The sequence below is a fragment of the Rothia sp. P7208 genome (assembly GCF_048512915.1).
Lineage (GTDB): Bacteria > Actinomycetota > Actinomycetes > Actinomycetales > Micrococcaceae > Rothia.
The window spans coordinates 77,435-93,035 of sequence record NZ_JBLXXW010000005.1 but is presented as its reverse complement, the minus strand read 5'-3'; the positions used below and the strand labels follow the sequence as shown (position 1 = coordinate 93,035).

General features: G+C 48.4%; 13 protein-coding genes. 12 read left to right on the top strand and 1 reads right to left on the bottom strand.

What is annotated here, in order from left to right; all coding sequences use genetic code 11:
• Positions 1 to 27: 27 nt before the first annotated feature.
• The 4 genes from ACN084_RS06310 (at position 28) to ACN084_RS06295 (ending at position 6,050) form a co-directional block, all read left to right on the top strand.
• A complete protein-coding gene (locus ACN084_RS06310; protein ID WP_419106262.1) occupies positions 28 to 987 on the top strand; it encodes a phosphoglycerate dehydrogenase in 960 nt (319 codons plus the stop codon).
• Between the two features lie 458 nt (positions 988 to 1,445).
• Positions 1,446 to 3,194, top strand: coding sequence for an ABC transporter family substrate-binding protein (locus ACN084_RS06305; RefSeq protein ID WP_419102308.1), 1,749 nt, complete (start codon positions 1,446 to 1,448; stop codon positions 3,192 to 3,194).
• Positions 3,195 to 3,360: 166 nt separating this feature from the next.
• Positions 3,361 to 4,893, top strand: coding sequence for an ABC transporter permease (locus ACN084_RS06300; protein ID WP_419102309.1), 1,533 nt, complete (start codon positions 3,361 to 3,363; stop codon positions 4,891 to 4,893).
• Positions 4,890 to 6,050, top strand: a complete 1,161-nt coding sequence (locus ACN084_RS06295; protein WP_419102310.1) for an ABC transporter permease — start codon at positions 4,890 to 4,892, stop codon at positions 6,048 to 6,050. Before ACN084_RS06300 ends, ACN084_RS06295 begins: the two co-directional genes overlap by 4 nt.
• 64 nt (positions 6,051 to 6,114) lie before the next feature.
• On the opposite strand, the gene ACN084_RS06290 is transcribed toward ACN084_RS06295, so the two are convergent.
• Complete coding sequence (locus ACN084_RS06290; protein WP_419103859.1) at positions 6,115 to 6,738, bottom strand: hypothetical protein; 624 nt, start codon at positions 6,736 to 6,738, stop codon at positions 6,115 to 6,117.
• 98 nt (positions 6,739 to 6,836) lie between these two features.
• Between ACN084_RS06290 and ACN084_RS06285 the strand changes: the two genes are divergently transcribed.
• From ACN084_RS06285 to ACN084_RS06250, 8 genes are all read left to right on the top strand, one after another.
• A complete protein-coding gene (locus ACN084_RS06285) occupies positions 6,837 to 8,588 on the top strand; it encodes an ABC transporter ATP-binding protein (RefSeq protein ID WP_419102312.1) in 1,752 nt (583 codons plus the stop codon).
• Between the two features lie 110 nt (positions 8,589 to 8,698).
• Entirely contained in the window at positions 8,699 to 9,271 is a 573-nt protein-coding gene (locus ACN084_RS06280; RefSeq protein WP_419106261.1) for an NAD(P)H-dependent oxidoreductase, read from the top strand.
• A 108-nt stretch (positions 9,272 to 9,379) separates the two neighbouring features.
• Positions 9,380 to 9,886, top strand: a complete 507-nt coding sequence (locus ACN084_RS06275; protein ID WP_419106260.1) for an asparaginase domain-containing protein — start codon at positions 9,380 to 9,382, stop codon at positions 9,884 to 9,886.
• A 97-nt stretch (positions 9,887 to 9,983) separates the two neighbouring features.
• Positions 9,984 to 10,613: a hypothetical protein gene (locus ACN084_RS06270; protein ID WP_419102315.1), complete on the top strand. Its 630-nt coding sequence runs from the start codon at positions 9,984 to 9,986 to the stop codon at positions 10,611 to 10,613.
• A gap of 122 nt (positions 10,614 to 10,735) precedes the next feature.
• Complete coding sequence (locus ACN084_RS06265; RefSeq protein ID WP_419106259.1) at positions 10,736 to 12,037, top strand: glycosyltransferase family 4 protein; 1,302 nt, start codon at positions 10,736 to 10,738, stop codon at positions 12,035 to 12,037.
• 9 nt (positions 12,038 to 12,046) lie between these two features.
• Positions 12,047 to 13,852 carry a glycosyltransferase family 4 protein gene (locus ACN084_RS06260; RefSeq protein WP_419106258.1) on the top strand — a complete coding sequence of 602 codons (1,806 nt, stop codon included), beginning with the start codon at positions 12,047 to 12,049 and terminating at the stop codon, positions 13,850 to 13,852.
• Complete coding sequence (locus ACN084_RS06255; RefSeq protein WP_419102318.1) at positions 13,845 to 14,759, top strand: ABC transporter permease; 915 nt, start codon at positions 13,845 to 13,847, stop codon at positions 14,757 to 14,759. The genes ACN084_RS06260 and ACN084_RS06255 overlap by 8 nt, the downstream gene beginning before the upstream one ends.
• Complete coding sequence (locus ACN084_RS06250; RefSeq protein WP_419102319.1) at positions 14,743 to 15,579, top strand: ABC transporter ATP-binding protein; 837 nt, start codon at positions 14,743 to 14,745, stop codon at positions 15,577 to 15,579. Before ACN084_RS06255 ends, ACN084_RS06250 begins: the two co-directional genes overlap by 17 nt.
• The last annotated feature ends 22 nt before the right edge of the window (positions 15,580 to 15,601 follow it).

The following is a 15,601-nucleotide window of genomic DNA, read 5'->3' as shown; positions in this document are numbered from 1 at the left end:
ATTTTCTCGTGATATGGAAGATTTGATATGAAAATCCTTGCTCCTACCATTATTCCTTTGGACGCTCAGAAGCTTGGTCTTCAGGCAGAAGATACGCTAGTTTCTTATGACCCTACTGAGCTTTTACCTGCAGAGCACTATGATGCCGATGTCATGATTAGCTGGGGTAATACTAATGAACAGTTGCAAGATGCAGCGAAGAATTTATCTCAGGTGAAGTTGGTTCAGGCTCTTCTTGCTGGACCTGATCAGGCTCGTGCGGCTGGTTTCCGTGATGAAGCGGTTATCTGTTCTGGTATTGGCTTGCATTCTTTGACCGTTGCTGAGCATGCGCTGGCTTTGACATTAAATTTTGTGCGTTTCTTGCCGTTGCTTTCTGAGGAGCAAGATAATTCTCGTTGGGCGGGGGAGTTAGGTGGTCCTCAGGAGCTTCATCCTGCGGATAAGGTCACGACCCTTTTGGGTGCTCGTGTATTGATTTGGGGTTTTGGTTCTATTGGGCAAAGTACAGCCCGCTTATTTCAGGCCTTTGGTGCTCAGGTGCAGGGTGTGGCGCGTTCTGCTGGTGAGCGAGCTGGTTTTCCGGTAATTGCTGTTGATGATATTGAACAGTATTTGCCTCAGACCGATATTTTGGTGATGATTCTTCCGGCTGCTGCTGAGACGGAGAATGCGTTGAACGAACAGCGTTTGGAGTTGTTGCCTTCTCGCGCATTTGTGGTGAATGTTGGTCGCGGTGTCACTGTTGATGAGGATGCGTTGATTGCGGCGTTGGAGAGCGGTTCTATTGCTGGTGCTGCGGTTGATGTGGTGAAGCAAGAGCCTTTGCCTTCGGATTCTCCTCTATGGGGTACGAAGAATTTGGTGATTACTCCTCATTCGGCTGGTGGACGTCCTGTGAATCCTGAGGAGCTGATTGCGCATAATCTTTGTGCTGTGCGTGCTGAGGTTAGTGGCGAAACTGCTGATTATCGTAATAAGATGTAAGGCTTGCTGTATGAAGCCGGCGGGGTGTTTTCTCGCCGGCTTCTGTGTTTTAAGTGTCCACTATGTGTACACCACGCCTGTTTGTATGTTAATTCCATATTATTTTTTGGGCTTGGAGAGGGTGTTAAACGGCACTTAAAAAGAACATAAATCTTTTACGAAGAAAATAACTAATTATTGATGTAACCCATATAAAACCTAGTCAAATGATATTTATTGATTTGATTATTTGGGATTAAAGAGGGTTGCTTGTGTTTGGTAATAAAAATTTTACCTTTATTTAGCTTTTTCTCATCATATGAATAAAGATTCGTTTTAGGGTATCTTCATGTACAACTGGTTAAGTTTTGTTTACAATGAAACTTACATGTGTTTCCAGTCACTTAGGTTGCCTGTCGTTCATCTACGATGAGCTCTGGTAGTCGCACACAACATCTCATATTGAAAAAGGAGAAGGAATGCGCATTTCACGTAGATCCTCCATCATCGGCTTCGCAGCCGTATCCGCTCTTGCACTATCCTCTTGTGCAAGCACCGGAAACAATGCAAGCTCATCTTCTGGGGATAAGGGTTCAAAATCTGTCTCAATGGCAATCGTGAACACCTTCAGCTCCCTCAATAGCAATTCTGCTGACGGTAACGTCGACACCAACGGCATGATTACTAACATGACCACCTCCGGTTTCTACTCCATCAACAATAAGCTTGAGGTTGTACATAACGACTGGTTCGGAACCTACGAGGAATCCGATAAAGGCGACGGCATGGAAGTTAAGTACACCGTTAAAGACGACATGAAGTGGTCTGACGGCAATGAAATCGGTGAAGGTGACCTCCTCTTGGCATGGGCTGTTCTTTCCGGACACTTCGACGACGCCGAAAAAGACCTCACCTACTTCTCCTATGCTGGCGACACCGCTGGTCTAGGCAACGCTGGCGTTCCCGTTCTCTCTGACAACGGAAAGACCATTACCTTCACCTACCCACAGAAGTTTGCTGACTGGGAGGTTGCATACGACCTAATCGCTACCCCCGCTCACGTCGTAGCTAAGCTCGCAGGCATGGACGAAGATAAGCTCGTAGAGGTTATCAAGAACGCTAAGCCCGGCGAAGAAAACGCAGACCTACGTAAAATCGCAGACGCATGGAACACCGGCTTCAACACCACCACCATGCCAAGCGAAGACCTCATCGTATGCAACGGCCCATACAAGCTTGACGCTGTTGTCGAAAACCAGTCTGTTACTCTCGTTGCTAACGATAAGTATCAAGGCCCTAACAAGCCTAAGATTTCTGAAATTACCCTTAAAATTCTTCCTGATGCGGCAGCTCAGATTCAGGCATTGAAGAACGGCGACGTAGACGTCATTAATCCTCAGGCATCTATCGATACTGTTTCTCAGGCTAAGGCTTTGGACAACGCAGAAACTCACGTTGCACCAGACCTTTCCTACGATCACCTCGATTTGAACTTCCACTCTGAGGTCTTCAAAGATGAGAACGTTCGTAAAGCATTCTTGCTCACCATTCCTCGTCAGGATGTTGTCGACAAGCTCATCAAACCGATGCAGCCAGATGCAGTCGTTCTCAACTCTGAACTATTCGTTGTATCACAGGGTAAGGTCTATGAAGATGCTGTGAAGCAGAACAACTCCAGCGATTACCCCATTACTGACCCTGAAGCAAATATTGCTAAGGCTAAAGAACTTCTCAATGGTGCAACACCTACCGTGAAGATTCTTTACAACAACAAGAACAGCAACCGTGAAAATACCTTCCAGATGATTAAAGAAGCAGCTGGTAAGGCAGGCTTCAAGGTTGAATCTCTCGGCTCTGAGCAGTGGGCTAGCGAACTTTCCAAGGGTAAAGAAGGCTACTACGATGCTTCTATCTTCGGTTGGGTTTCCCCTGGCGTCGGACACGAATCCCTCGGACAGATTTTCGCAACCGACGGCGGATCTAACTTCACCGGTTACTCCAATGCAACCGTTGACGAAGATGCTAAGAAGGTTATGAGCACTGTTGATAAGGGCGAAATTGAAAAGGTTACTATCCAAGCTGATGGTGAGCTCTTCAAGGACGGTTACGGCCTACCTCTCTTCCAGAGCCCAAGCCTCGTTGCTTACAACAAGTCCATCACCGGTATTGAGCCTAAGCCAGGTCAGTACCCTGCTACCTGGAACGCAGCTGATTGGGACATCAAGTAACAACGGCTCATCTTATCTAGGTGCAGCGTTCTTTGTATAGCGCTTAGCACTGAGTGCTATACGCCAACGGCGGCGTGGATGCTCATCTTCTTGGGCATCCACGCCGTACGTTTATTTATTTTTTTAAAACTCTCCCCACATTGACTCACCCCTTCAGGAAATCATCATGTTGACCTATACCGTGAGGAGACTAATAACAGCGGTCTTTATCCTACTTGCCGCTTCCTTCCTAGTCTTTACACTCACTGCTCTGTCTGGCGATCCTCTGGCAGAGCTACGTACCAGCAATAGCCCTAATAAAGACCTTCTTATCGCTCAGCGCACTGAAGCGCTGAACTTAGATAAACCAATCCCCGTTCGTTACGTCCTATGGATTACTGGCGTCTCCAAGTGCCTGATCGGACAATGCGACTTTGGAACAAACCTCTCAGGTACGCCTGTTACACAGTTACTCTCAAACGCTATCTACCAAACACTGATTTTGGTTCTTGCTGCCACCGTTCTAGCAATTCTCATCGGTATTAGCCTAGGTATCGTTTCAGCATTACGTCAGTACTCAGGGCTTGACTACACCATCACTTTTGCAAGCTTCCTGTTCTTCTCCTTGCCATCTTTCTGGATTGCAGTATTGCTCAAAGAAATCCTCGCGATTGGCTTCAACGACTTCCTCGCCAATCCGCAAGTATCTTTGATGAGTAACCTGCTCATCTCTCTCGTTGCCGGACTCTTCTGGTACTCAGCTTCCTACGGAAAACCCAAAACACGAATCAGCCTCGGTCTTTTCGGCGCCGTACTGACTTTTGGCATTATTTTCTTCGTCTCCGTAACCGACTGGTTCTTACACCCCGGACTAGGCATTCCATTCCTAGCAGTACTTGGACTACTCTGCGCATACGTTATGACAATTCTTGTCTCCGGCATTAGAAACCGCCGTGCCCTCTATAGCGGTATTGCAGCAGTAGCACTAGGACTTATCGTTTACTTCCCGCTTCAGACACTTCTCAACCAAGCAACATTCTTGATGGTCTTCATCATCGCCGTGTGCTTTACCTTGCTCGGTGTCGGATTCGGCTTTGTCGCTGGCGGATACGACCGCGGACAAAATATGCGAGTCGGCGGACTAACCGCCTTCCTCATGGCACTGTTAATCTTCACAGACCGCTTCATGCAAGCATGGCCGGACTACATCAGTAACTCCCGTATCCGTGGACGCCCCATTCCCACCGCAAATGCGTCAACCGCAAACCTTACCGGTGACTTCTGGATTCTTAACCTTGACACCATGACGCACATCTTGCTTCCGACCGTTGCACTAACGCTCATCTCGTTAGCAAGCTACTCTCGCTACTCTCGTGCATCCATGCTCGAAATCATGAACCAAGACTACATTCGCACAGCACGTGCTAAAGGTGTCTCCGAACGTGGCGTTGTCATGAAGCACGCTTTCCGGAATGCGCTCATTCCTCTAGCAACCATCGTTGCCTTGGACTTCGGCTCTATCATCGGTGGCGCAGCAATTACCGAACGTATCTTCGCGTTCAAAGGTATGGGAACACTATTCCTTGACGGTCTTGCTCAAGTCGACCCTAACCCCGTCATGGGCGTATTCATCGTGACCGCAATTATGGCGCTTGTCTTCAACCTCATTGCAGACCTCGTCTACTCAATCCTCGACCCGCGAGTAAGGGTGAAAGCATGACAACTAAAAACGTTGATTTTAATGCTGGTAAAGAACCGACAACCGAAACTGCAGCACTACGCGAAGTTGAGGCAAGCATCGACATCACCCAGCGCGAAACCTTGGGAAAAACTCAGGGACAAATTGTTCGTAAACGCTTCTTCGGTAACACCGGCGCTGTCGTTTCACTCATCATCATTATCGGCATCTTGCTCCTTTCTTGGTCTTCACTTGGAATCGGGCCAATCCCCGGATGGTGGAATACCGGATACACCGACATGCACCCTATCGTCAATGGTGCAGCTCCTAGCTCCGAACATTGGTTCGGTCAGGACGCCACCGGTCGCGACCTTTTCGCAATGACGATGCGCGGCATCCAAAACACCTTCCTTGTTGTGATGATTATTAGCATCCTTGCTGGTGTTATCGGTGTAGTGCTTGGCGGACTCGCCGGCTACTATCGTGGTTGGGTTGAAGCCATTATCATGCGCTTTACCGACGTCATCATTATCATTCCGCTTCTGCTCATCAGCGCAGTGCTCGGTAAAATTGCAGGAACCCACTTCAATGGACGAACCGCAATCATCGCTTTAGGTGTGGTTGTCGGCTTCTTCTTCTGGAGTTCTCTTGCCCGTCTTGTCCGTGCAGAGTTTCTGTCCTTGCGAGAACGTGAGTTCGTGGATGCTGCACGTCTAGCAGGTGCTTCTGATACTCGTATTATCTTCAAACACATCCTGCCTAACACTGTCGGCGTTATTACCGTAAACATCTCCTTGCTGATGTCCTCAGCAATTCTGACCGAAACCGCTTTGAGCTTCTTGGGCTTCGGCGTTAAAGCACCTGACTGGTCCCTAGGTAGCCTTATCTCCGAGAACCAAACTGCTTTTGCAACCCGCCCATGGCTCTTCTGGTTCCCCGGCTTGTTTATTCTCGCAATTTCTTTGTGCATCAACTTCATTGGCGACGGCCTACGCGATGCCTTTGACCCGCGTCAAAAGAAATTCAATCCACGCAAAGCTAAAGAGCGTGTAGCGCACTCAGCTGAAAACGGTTTGGGTATCGCTGGAGAATCCTTGCAAATGCAATCAGGCGGATTCCAAGGTTCTGGTCCTCTCTCAGACGACGAGACCCGTGAACACGACCAAGAAGTTATCCGTAAAGAAACACGAGATAACTAGACGCCTCGTGGTTAGCTCAGATAAAAACACCTGAGCTAACCACCAACGGCGTGAGAATTGATAATTACAGAGTGAACAGCTGAATAAGCGTGAGACCCCCAAGAACACACATGATGATGATTCCGCGGGTATCACGAACGCTAGAAGCTACAGGTTCTACCTGTTCGAGCGCACCATCTTCGACAAGCTCTTGCCAATACCCACGAATCATACGTGCAGTAGCGCCAGAGAGAGTCGAAGGTAAGTCACTAGGACGAATCGCCCCGTCTTGTTGGGGAGTAATGGCGGGCAATCCTTGTGACTCCGAACGATGAGCTTTGAAAGAATGAGCCATTCCAGAACCACTTACGGCAAAGGAAGAGTAACTTTTTTCAGCGGTGACGAGAGTCAACGCATAGCGTGTAGAAACATCGATAAGGCAAGAGTAGTTAACGCGGTGAGTCACAAAGGGATTAACTACCACAACATCTTCCACATCGATAACCACTTTGGGGTAGTACATCACATACCAGGTAGCATAGACAGCAAAGAACAGAGGCAGGATAGAACGAACTAAAAGGTCTGTTCGTCCAGTCATTGTCCAAGCAGCTAAGATGCTCAACGCACCAAAAATAGCAATAGCTAGATAAACGTACGACATCTTAGAACGAATAACTACCGGTGGTTGGTGCAAATATTGTGAAGCCATACAGGCTATCTTCTCATTCTTATTCAGCTTTCGTTCTGATCTTTTTGATCTGCCGCTTTAGAACACCATAAATTTTTTTTACAGTTGGGATAGTACCAATGACTACACAGCCAGCTACAACACGTCAAGGCAGTGAGCCTGTCCTCGTCGTCCGAGACCTCTCCGTAGACTTCGGTGTCGATAAACAATGGGTTCCTGCTGCCATGAACCTCAACTATGAGGTTCACCCCGGAGAAGTCCTCGCCATCGTTGGTGAATCCGGCTCCGGTAAATCTGTTTCCTCAATGGGCATGATTGGGCTGCTCCCAAAAAATGCCAAAGTCACCGGTTCCGTTAAACTCAATGGTCGTGAACTCATTGGGCTGAGCAACGGTGAACTACTAAGCGTTCGCGGTAACGACATCGCCGTCATCTTCCAAGAACCGATGACAGCGATGAACCCCGTCATGACCGTCGGCGACCAAATCGTCGAAACTCTACGTCTTCACAAGGACATCTCTCCTGCTGAAGCAAAAGCTGAAGCACTCAAAATGCTTGAAATGGTAGAAATGCCAGACCCCGTCAAAGCATTTAACTCCTATCCTCACCAGATGTCTGGTGGTCAGCGTCAACGTGCCATGATTGCGCAATCGCTCTCGACCGACCCTAAACTTCTGATTGCAGATGAGCCGACAACTGCTCTTGACGTAACAGTCCAAGCAGAAATTCTTCAGCTCATGCGCAACCTGCAGAAAAAACTTCACTCAGCAATTATCTTGATTACTCACGATATGGGTGTTGTTGCAGACCTCGCTGACCGTGTTGCTGTGATGCGTCGTGGTGTCATCGTTGAGTCAGGCGAAATCCATGAGGTGTTCAATAACCCTCAACATGAATACACTCAGGCACTTTTAGATGCTGTGCTACACCTTGGCGGTAACGAAATCGACGTCAATGAAGCTATCGACGACGCCGCCGAACAGATTCGCCCAGCAACAGAGGTACTCGAAAAAGTCGCTCCTCAACCTACCGGTGAAGTCATCCTCAGCCTTGAGAACGTCTCTTTGGAATACCCAAAGCAAGGACGCGTTGGACCGTTCCGTGCGGTTTCTAACGCAAATCTTACCGTTCATGCTGGAGAAGTCGTCGGTCTTGTTGGTGAATCAGGCTCCGGCAAATCTACGATTGGTCGTGCAACCGTCGGATTCTTGGACGTTGCAGAAGGAAAACTTACCGTCAACGGTGAAGATATCACCAAACCAACCCGTGCTCAGCTTGCTAAGGTCCGTCGCGAAGTTGGTATGGTCTTCCAAGACCCTTCATCTTCTTTGAACCCACGTTTGCCCATTGGCGAATCCATCGGTGAACCCATGCAACTGGCAGGTGTTGCTAAAGGCGCTGAATTACAAAAACGTATTGAAGCGCTCCTCGACCGTGTTGAGTTGCCTCGTTCATACCGTAACCGTTACCCACACGAACTTTCTGGAGGTCAGAAACAGCGTGTTGGTATCGCGCGTGCACTCTCCTTAAAACCCAAACTGCTCATTGCAGATGAGCCGACTTCTGCTCTTGACGTTTCAGTTCAGGCACGCGTACTGGAGCTCTTCCAAGAACTTCAAGCAGAAATGGGCTTCGCCTGCCTATTCGTCACTCACGACCTTGCTGTCATTGACGCTCTTGCAGACCGTATTTGCGTTATGCGTCGTGGCGAAATCGTAGAGCAAGGTTCTCGTGAGCAGATTCTTCGTCACCCACGTGAAGCATACACTCAGCGTCTGCTGGCTGCTGTTCCTCTACCAGACCCTGACGCTCAAGCTCAACGTCGAGAGCTTCGTCAGCGTCTCTTAGAAGAAACTGGCGATACTATCTAACATTGCAGTGACACAAACGGGGGTGTGTATCTTTGATACGGTGCGCACCCCCGATTGCGTATTCTTTGAGCCATTACACACAATAGAGACTTAGGATAGTGTCTATGGTTGTGCGTAGTACAGAAAAAATCCTTATCGTTATCGGCTCCGGGTCACGTCATTCTGCTTCAGCGATGCTCGCAGAAAAAATACGTCAAGGCCTCACCACAGAACGCGAGCATCATGCTCGCTCACGAGAGTTTCATGAACTATACCTAGGCCAATATGCCATGGACATGGCAGACTTCATCTCAGATGGATTCCCCTCAGATGACCTAGCAGAAGCGCTTGAAAGAGTCCGCTCAGCCTCGGCTATTATCGCTATTACACCAGTCTTTAACGCCAGCTATTCCGGTCTTTTCAAAATGTTCTGGGATATGACCGAACTCGGTGACATTGCTCGAACCCCAACCATCGTTGCTGCGGTGGGAGGAAGCTGGAAACACTCACTCATGGTTGAGTACAGCCTCATACCGCTATTCAGATACCTTCAAGCTGACCTTGTACCTACCGGAATATACACAACGAACACTTCGCTTAACCCCTCAGCGGAAGACTCTCACCGCACAAATAGCCGTATTGAACGAGCCACCGCAGAACTCTCTGAAAAACTACGGTCATTGAACTCAACCTCCACCTCATAGAACACAAATAGCACTAAGTTTTAGCTATAGAATCATAGTCACTGCCTTCGCCACACTCTGTGCAGAGGCCACCAACAACGACCTATCTCAAGGAGATGAACAAACCTTATGACCATCAATAAAATCGACAGGATTACTGTTCTTGCCACCGGAGGAACCATTGACAAGGTGTATTCCCTCCAAGGCGAACTAGAGATCGGGGACCCTTCCGTCCCACAACTATTAGCGCCGGTACTGACCGACATCGAATTCACTCTTGAATCCGTACTCCGTCTTGACTCACTCGACATGGAAGACTCACATCGTGCAGTACTTGTGAACGCCCTTGAAAAAGTCAAGGACGACCATATCATCATTACTCATGGCACCGACACCATGCCAGAGACCGCACGATACATCCACCAATATGCGCAAAGAGAGAACAAAGTCATTGTCCTATGCGGTGCCATGCAACCAGCTTCTATGCGCAGCTCTGATGCAGGCTTTAACTTCGGTATGGCAGTGGGCGCAATGAATCTACTGAGCCCCGGAGTCTACATCTGCATGAGTGGAAAAGTCTTCTCCGCAGAAGAAGTACGCAAAGACCGCTCACGCGGAATCTTTGTTTCTGAATAGTAGACGTTAGGTATCTAAAAACTCATCAGTGCACACTGATACCAGCTGAGATAGTATGAGATAGACACAACAAATCTCTGTGAAGGGTAAGACAACGATGACAGACAATAACGGTTACACCCCTCGCACTGAGGGGAACTACCAAACACATCAATACACACCACAAACCTCCCAACCCTATGCTGGGCAACAACCCATCCCATACTCTCAATACATGGGGTATACCGGTGGGCAAGAACGAACAAAACCCGTAACTCCACAAACCATCAAAATTGCGGCATCCGCTATTTACGTTCTGGTGGGGTTCTATCTCATCTCCAATATCTACACTCTCTTCTTCACCTCAGCAGATACCGAAATTGGTGATGAAACGCTAGAGTTTGCTGCCAAACTTGTCGGAGTCGTCTTTAGCCTCGCAATTCTAGGTTTCTATATTCTTCTTGCTATTCTCATCGCTAAAGGCACTAGTTGGGCACGAATCGTCATGACGGTGATCTCTGGTCTTAGCATTTTTACGTCTCTGGTTGGACTATTCTTCTTAAGCATATTGCAACCGTTCCTATCAGAATTTCCCGACACAACAAGCGCCGGACCTTTCGACACCGTCATTCAGGTCTTAGTATTTATTACTTCTATCGTCATTATCGTTGCATTATGGATGCCTAAATCTCATGCTTTCTTTACAGAAACAGCCATCTATAAACGGCAGCAAATGTTTGCTAGATAGCTTCTACGATAGGACAGACATGGGTCAGACATGTCTGTCCTCTCTTTTGTCTTATAGGGTAACCTAAAGAGTAGCTAAAAATGTGGGCTCCCCAACTTATGCCTACAGACAGCGCAACACACATGAACATACTCCTTATCACGCACCACTATGAGCCAGAACTTGGCGCACCTCAGCGTCGCTGGTCTGCCCTTATCCAACGCTGGATGCAAGACGGTCACAGCGTCACTGTGTGTTGCCCACCTCCGCATTATCCCGATAAAACAAGTACTCAAAACCTACGCAAAAACAGTAGCCAGATATTTCGCCGTACCAGCGGAAGACACGGTGAAACCCTGATTCGCATGCCGTATCTTCTACACGGATACCACTCAATACCACGAACCCTAGACCAAATGATTACCGCCGCAGGAACGGTAGGTTATTGTGCCGTGCAACGAGTACAACACGTACTGCGTAGGTGGCGAAACTCAGAAAACAGTAGAGAGCACTCCTTTGACGTTGTTATTTCGACCGTTCCTGGTATCCCGAGTCTTTTTGCTGGGGTTGTCGTGTCCAAACTATGGGGTATTGAACATATTGCAGAGATGCGTGATGCTTGGCCAGACATCATTACCGGAGACATTACATCTCAGACCAGAAAACTTCCATGGTACCGTCACTTCATTAAACGCAGTATTCACGCCACCATCACATACTGCCAACGTCAAGCAGGGGCTGTTGTCGTCACTACTGAACATTTTAGTGACGTGCTTAAAGAACGTGGAATACACCCAGTATTTGTTGTTCCGAACGGGGCAGAACCTCAAGAATTTGAGCAGGCTCAACCTCTCCAACTAACAGAACGGCACCGTCATGAACTCCGTCTTCAATACCTTGGTACCGTGGGACGTAGTCAAGGTCTGAGAGTCGTCCTTGACGCTCTCAAAATACTCGAACACAAAAGACCAGGGCAACGTTTTATCTTACGTATCATCGGAGAAGGCGCTGAAATCCCAGTCCTCAAACAACTTGCCCAAAAAGAAAACCTTGAGGTTCATTTTCTCCCCCCTGTACCTAGAAAAGACCTAGGGGAAGCATACGCATGGGCAGACGTGCACCTCGTATCACTTCGCAAAACAAAACCGTTTGCATGGACAGTGCCCTCAAAAATCTTTGAGCTACTAGCAACTCGACGACGAATTATCGCCCTTGTTGACGGTAGTGCCGCAAAACTCCTCGAACAAAGCGGTGTTGCCACCGTGATACCACCACAAAACTCCTCAGCTTTAGCAGACGCTCTCGCCGACCTCAACGCATATCCAGAAGACCTTATCGTCGGCGAATCTGGAGTAAAACTCCTCAAAGAACGGTACAGCTACAACACCATGGCAGAGCTCTACCAAAAAGCTTTAGACTTTTGCCAACAACACCGTACCGGCTAAAACACCACCATGAACCAGAACTCGCACAAGAAAATGACCTTACCACCCCTACGAGACGTCGCGCGTAATAGCGTTATCACATGCCAAGTTATCGGTAGACACCTCAACGACGACCCCCTACTACTAGGGATTAACATTGCTCGTTTAGCGCCAGCACAACTTTCTGAACGCATCGGCAAACTCTTAACACAACTACCCGGAGCCGGAACACATGCCCTAGGAGCATACCTCCTCGGAAAAGATTTTCCTGCCGAAGCACAAGAATTGCTCACCACACACGTCACCTCACGATGGCAAAAAACTCAGCAAAGAATTGCCGCAGAAACTGCCATACATTACGGACTCATCCACTGGAAAGACCCAAAAATACCAGCAAAAACCCGTGCCCGCAGCGCATGGGATAACGGTGCAATCGATGAGGCTATTGACCTTGCGCACACTGCAGGAGCACACTCTTACGTTCACCGCCTAGAATCAGAAAAAAACCTGCTAGACCCCAACTATCAGCTTCCACTAAATGGCAGCACACAACACGTGCCACAACGAACAATACCCTCAGCCAACGGGCAAAAAATTAACGCACTACACCTCATCACCAACTCCCTGCCAGCAACACAATCTGGGTACACTCTACGCACTCAACGCCTACTCAACGCCCTCATCCATGCTGGAGTGACTATTCATGCGCTCACCCGCACCGGATACCCCGTCATGGTTGGAACATGGAACGCAACACCAACAGTGCATGTAGAGGAAGTGACCTACCAGCGTACGTTGCCCCTCAAACTGGCAAAAACCCACGCCCAGCGACTAACCCAATGGGCAAACTATGCCCGTCAGATTGTTCAACAAGAAAAAATTAACCTCATTCACACCACCACAAACTACCCCAACGCTATCGTTGCCAAAGCCCTCTCCCAAGAACTAAACATTCCGTGGGTCTATGAGGTACGAGGAATGATGGAACAAACGTGGGTCTCCCAAAAGAAAACCCCACAACAGCAAAAAGATGCCGAGCAGAGTCAACGTTTCACAAGCATCCAAGCACGAGAAACACAACTCATGCATGAAGCCCACCATATCGTGACACTCAGCAACGTGATGAAAAACCTCATCGTCGAACGCGGTATTCCCGCTGAAAAAATTACCGTTATCCCTAACGCCGTCCGAGAAGAACTCTTTGAACAAAATCTCAGTTCAACACAAGCACGCAACCTCTTAGGTCTTCCCTCCGAAGGCTTCTGGGTCGGTTCGGTAAGCTCCCTCGTCGACTATGAAGGCTTCGACGTTCTTCTTCGAGCAGTAGCTATTGCACGATCTCAAGGAGAAGATATCCGAGTGCTTCTTGCTGGAAGCGGAGCAGCGCAGCCTTCTCTGCGTTCTCTCGTCCAAGAACTCAATCTTCAAGAACACACCACGTTTCTCGGTAAAATAACACCCGATAAAGCGATGATTGCGCATCAAGGGTTAGACCTCTTCGTTGTTCCTCGAAAAAACACAAGAGTATGCCGTTCTGTCACACCACTCAAACCCATTGAGGCGATGGCGCTCAAACGCCCAGTACTATGTAGCGATATTCCACCGTTAGCAGAGCTTATCAACAACACAGTAACAGCGCAGACAGGTAAACTATTTTTAGTAGAAAATTGCCAATCTTTGGCAGAAGCCATTATTGACCTCAAGAATAATCCGCCCCTAAGAGCAGAATTAGCACGTCAAGGCAGAGAATTCGCACGGACACGAACATGGAAGAGTAACGCTGAACGAATGACAGAGGTATACCACAAAATAGTAGGGGGTTCTCAACATGAGTAAACAAAAACCCCAATACACGCCGAGTTCACCGTTAAATCCATCCGTAGAAGAATACCGACGTTATATCGAGTCTGGAAAACTCTACCGAGTAGGTGTCCGTAAAAGTCCCATCGTCTACCTACGACAAACCTGGGAACGCCGCGCCTACATGTGGAAAGACTCCCGCGCTAAAGTCCGAATGCAGAACCGCCAACACCGTCTCGGCTCTTGGTGGCTAGTGATTAAACCCGTCTTTGACGTCATCTTCTTCTGGGTTCTTTTTGGTCTTATCCTCAACACCTCACGCGGTATGCACAACTACAACGCATACATCATCATTGGGGTACTGATGTTCCAATACTTCTCACGAGCACTCGTGACTAGCTCCACCGTTATGTCACAAAACCGCTCAATGATGAGGGCATTCTCTTTCCCTAGACTGACTGTGCCTATCTCCTTAGCGCTTCGTGAAGCGCTCTCAAGCATACCCGTTATCATCGTCATGATTATCGGTATCGTGCTCATCCCACCACACGTCATCCCCTCATGGACATGGTTACTCTTTATCCCCGCATTCTTACTCAACGTTCTCTTCAACCTTGGTTTGGGGCTCATCATTGCTCGTATCGCTTACGTCATCCCCGATATATCTCAAGTAATTAACGTCCTGACACGTTTCTTATTGTATGGTTCAGCAGTAATCTTCCCCATCGAACGGTTCATTCACCACCCCGTCATAACCCACATTATCCAATCAAACCCCATCTATATTTTCTTAGACTTATACCGCCATATCCTCATGGATCATTCTCTCGGAACCCTATATCACTGGGGATCTCTTGGCGCATGGAGCATCGGATTACTGCTCATCGGTTTCTTCACATTCTGGCATGCAGAGGAGGTGTACGGTCGTGAACTCAACAACTGATTTAAGTGAACTCGTCTTCGGCACAAAAACACCGAACGTACTTGTAAACAACGTTTCTCTAGACTACGTTGTCTCATCAGGTAGAAGCCGTATCACTCAATCTGCCCCTAAAAAGATTGTGCACGCACTGCAACCACTTTCCTTCGTCGCCCATGAAGGAGAGTTCATCGGTATCGTAGGGCGTAACGGTTCTGGAAAAAGCTCCCTCCTACGCCTCATCGCCGGACTAGAAACACCCACCAGCGGCGAAGTATACGCATCTTCTCCGCCCTCCCTCATCGGTGTTCACGGTGTGCTCAACAACGACCTCTCTGGCGAAGAAAATATTGAGCTAGGCTGTCTTGCGATGGGGCTTACCCCCGCCGAACTACCTGATGCAAAAACCCAAATCATGGAATTAGCAGGTATCGGAGAAGCTATTAACCGTCCGATGCGAACCTACTCTTCAGGTATGGCAGCCCGTCTCCGCTTCGCCATCATGTTAGCGAATCGTCCGCGCATCACTCTCATCGACGAGGCCCTCTCAACCGGTGACGCATCTTTTGCAGATCGTTCAGCTCAAGCGATGAAAGAACTCCTAGACCAAGCCGGAACAGTATTTCTTGTAAGTCACGCCGCTCAAACCATCGAAAATATGTGTACTCGCGCAATTTGGCTCGATTTTGGCGAACTCGTCATGGACGGTGACGCCCGAGAAGTAGCCAGAAAGTATCGTTGGTTCGCCCACAACATCGCCCAAGGCGACGAACGTAAAGCAGCCCGACTACTATACGATGCAAAAGAACTAGGACGAGAAGGATACGTCAAGAACTCAGAATAAGAAGAACATTCTTGAGTGACTA

Excerpts from the sequence above, each read along its gene's own strand:
- ACN084_RS06310 (WP_419106262.1), top strand. The coding sequence starts at position 28 with ATGAAAATCCTTGCTCCTACCATTATTCCTTTGGACGCTCAGAAGCTT.
- ACN084_RS06305 (WP_419102308.1), top strand. The coding sequence starts at position 1,446 with ATGCGCATTTCACGTAGATCCTCCATCATCGGCTTCGCAGCCGTATCC.
- ACN084_RS06300 (WP_419102309.1), top strand. The coding sequence starts at position 3,361 with ATGTTGACCTATACCGTGAGGAGACTAATAACAGCGGTCTTTATCCTA.
- ACN084_RS06295 (WP_419102310.1), top strand. The coding sequence starts at position 4,890 with ATGACAACTAAAAACGTTGATTTTAATGCTGGTAAAGAACCGACAACC.
- ACN084_RS06290 (WP_419103859.1), bottom strand. The coding sequence starts at position 6,738 with ATGGCTTCACAATATTTGCACCAACCACCGGTAGTTATTCGTTCTAAG.
- ACN084_RS06285 (WP_419102312.1), top strand. The coding sequence starts at position 6,837 with ATGACTACACAGCCAGCTACAACACGTCAAGGCAGTGAGCCTGTCCTC.
- ACN084_RS06275 (WP_419106260.1), top strand. The coding sequence starts at position 9,380 with ATGACCATCAATAAAATCGACAGGATTACTGTTCTTGCCACCGGAGGA.
- ACN084_RS06270 (WP_419102315.1), top strand. The coding sequence starts at position 9,984 with ATGACAGACAATAACGGTTACACCCCTCGCACTGAGGGGAACTACCAA.
- ACN084_RS06265 (WP_419106259.1), top strand. The coding sequence starts at position 10,736 with ATGAACATACTCCTTATCACGCACCACTATGAGCCAGAACTTGGCGCA.
- ACN084_RS06260 (WP_419106258.1), top strand. The coding sequence starts at position 12,047 with ATGAACCAGAACTCGCACAAGAAAATGACCTTACCACCCCTACGAGAC.
- ACN084_RS06255 (WP_419102318.1), top strand. The coding sequence starts at position 13,845 with ATGAGTAAACAAAAACCCCAATACACGCCGAGTTCACCGTTAAATCCA.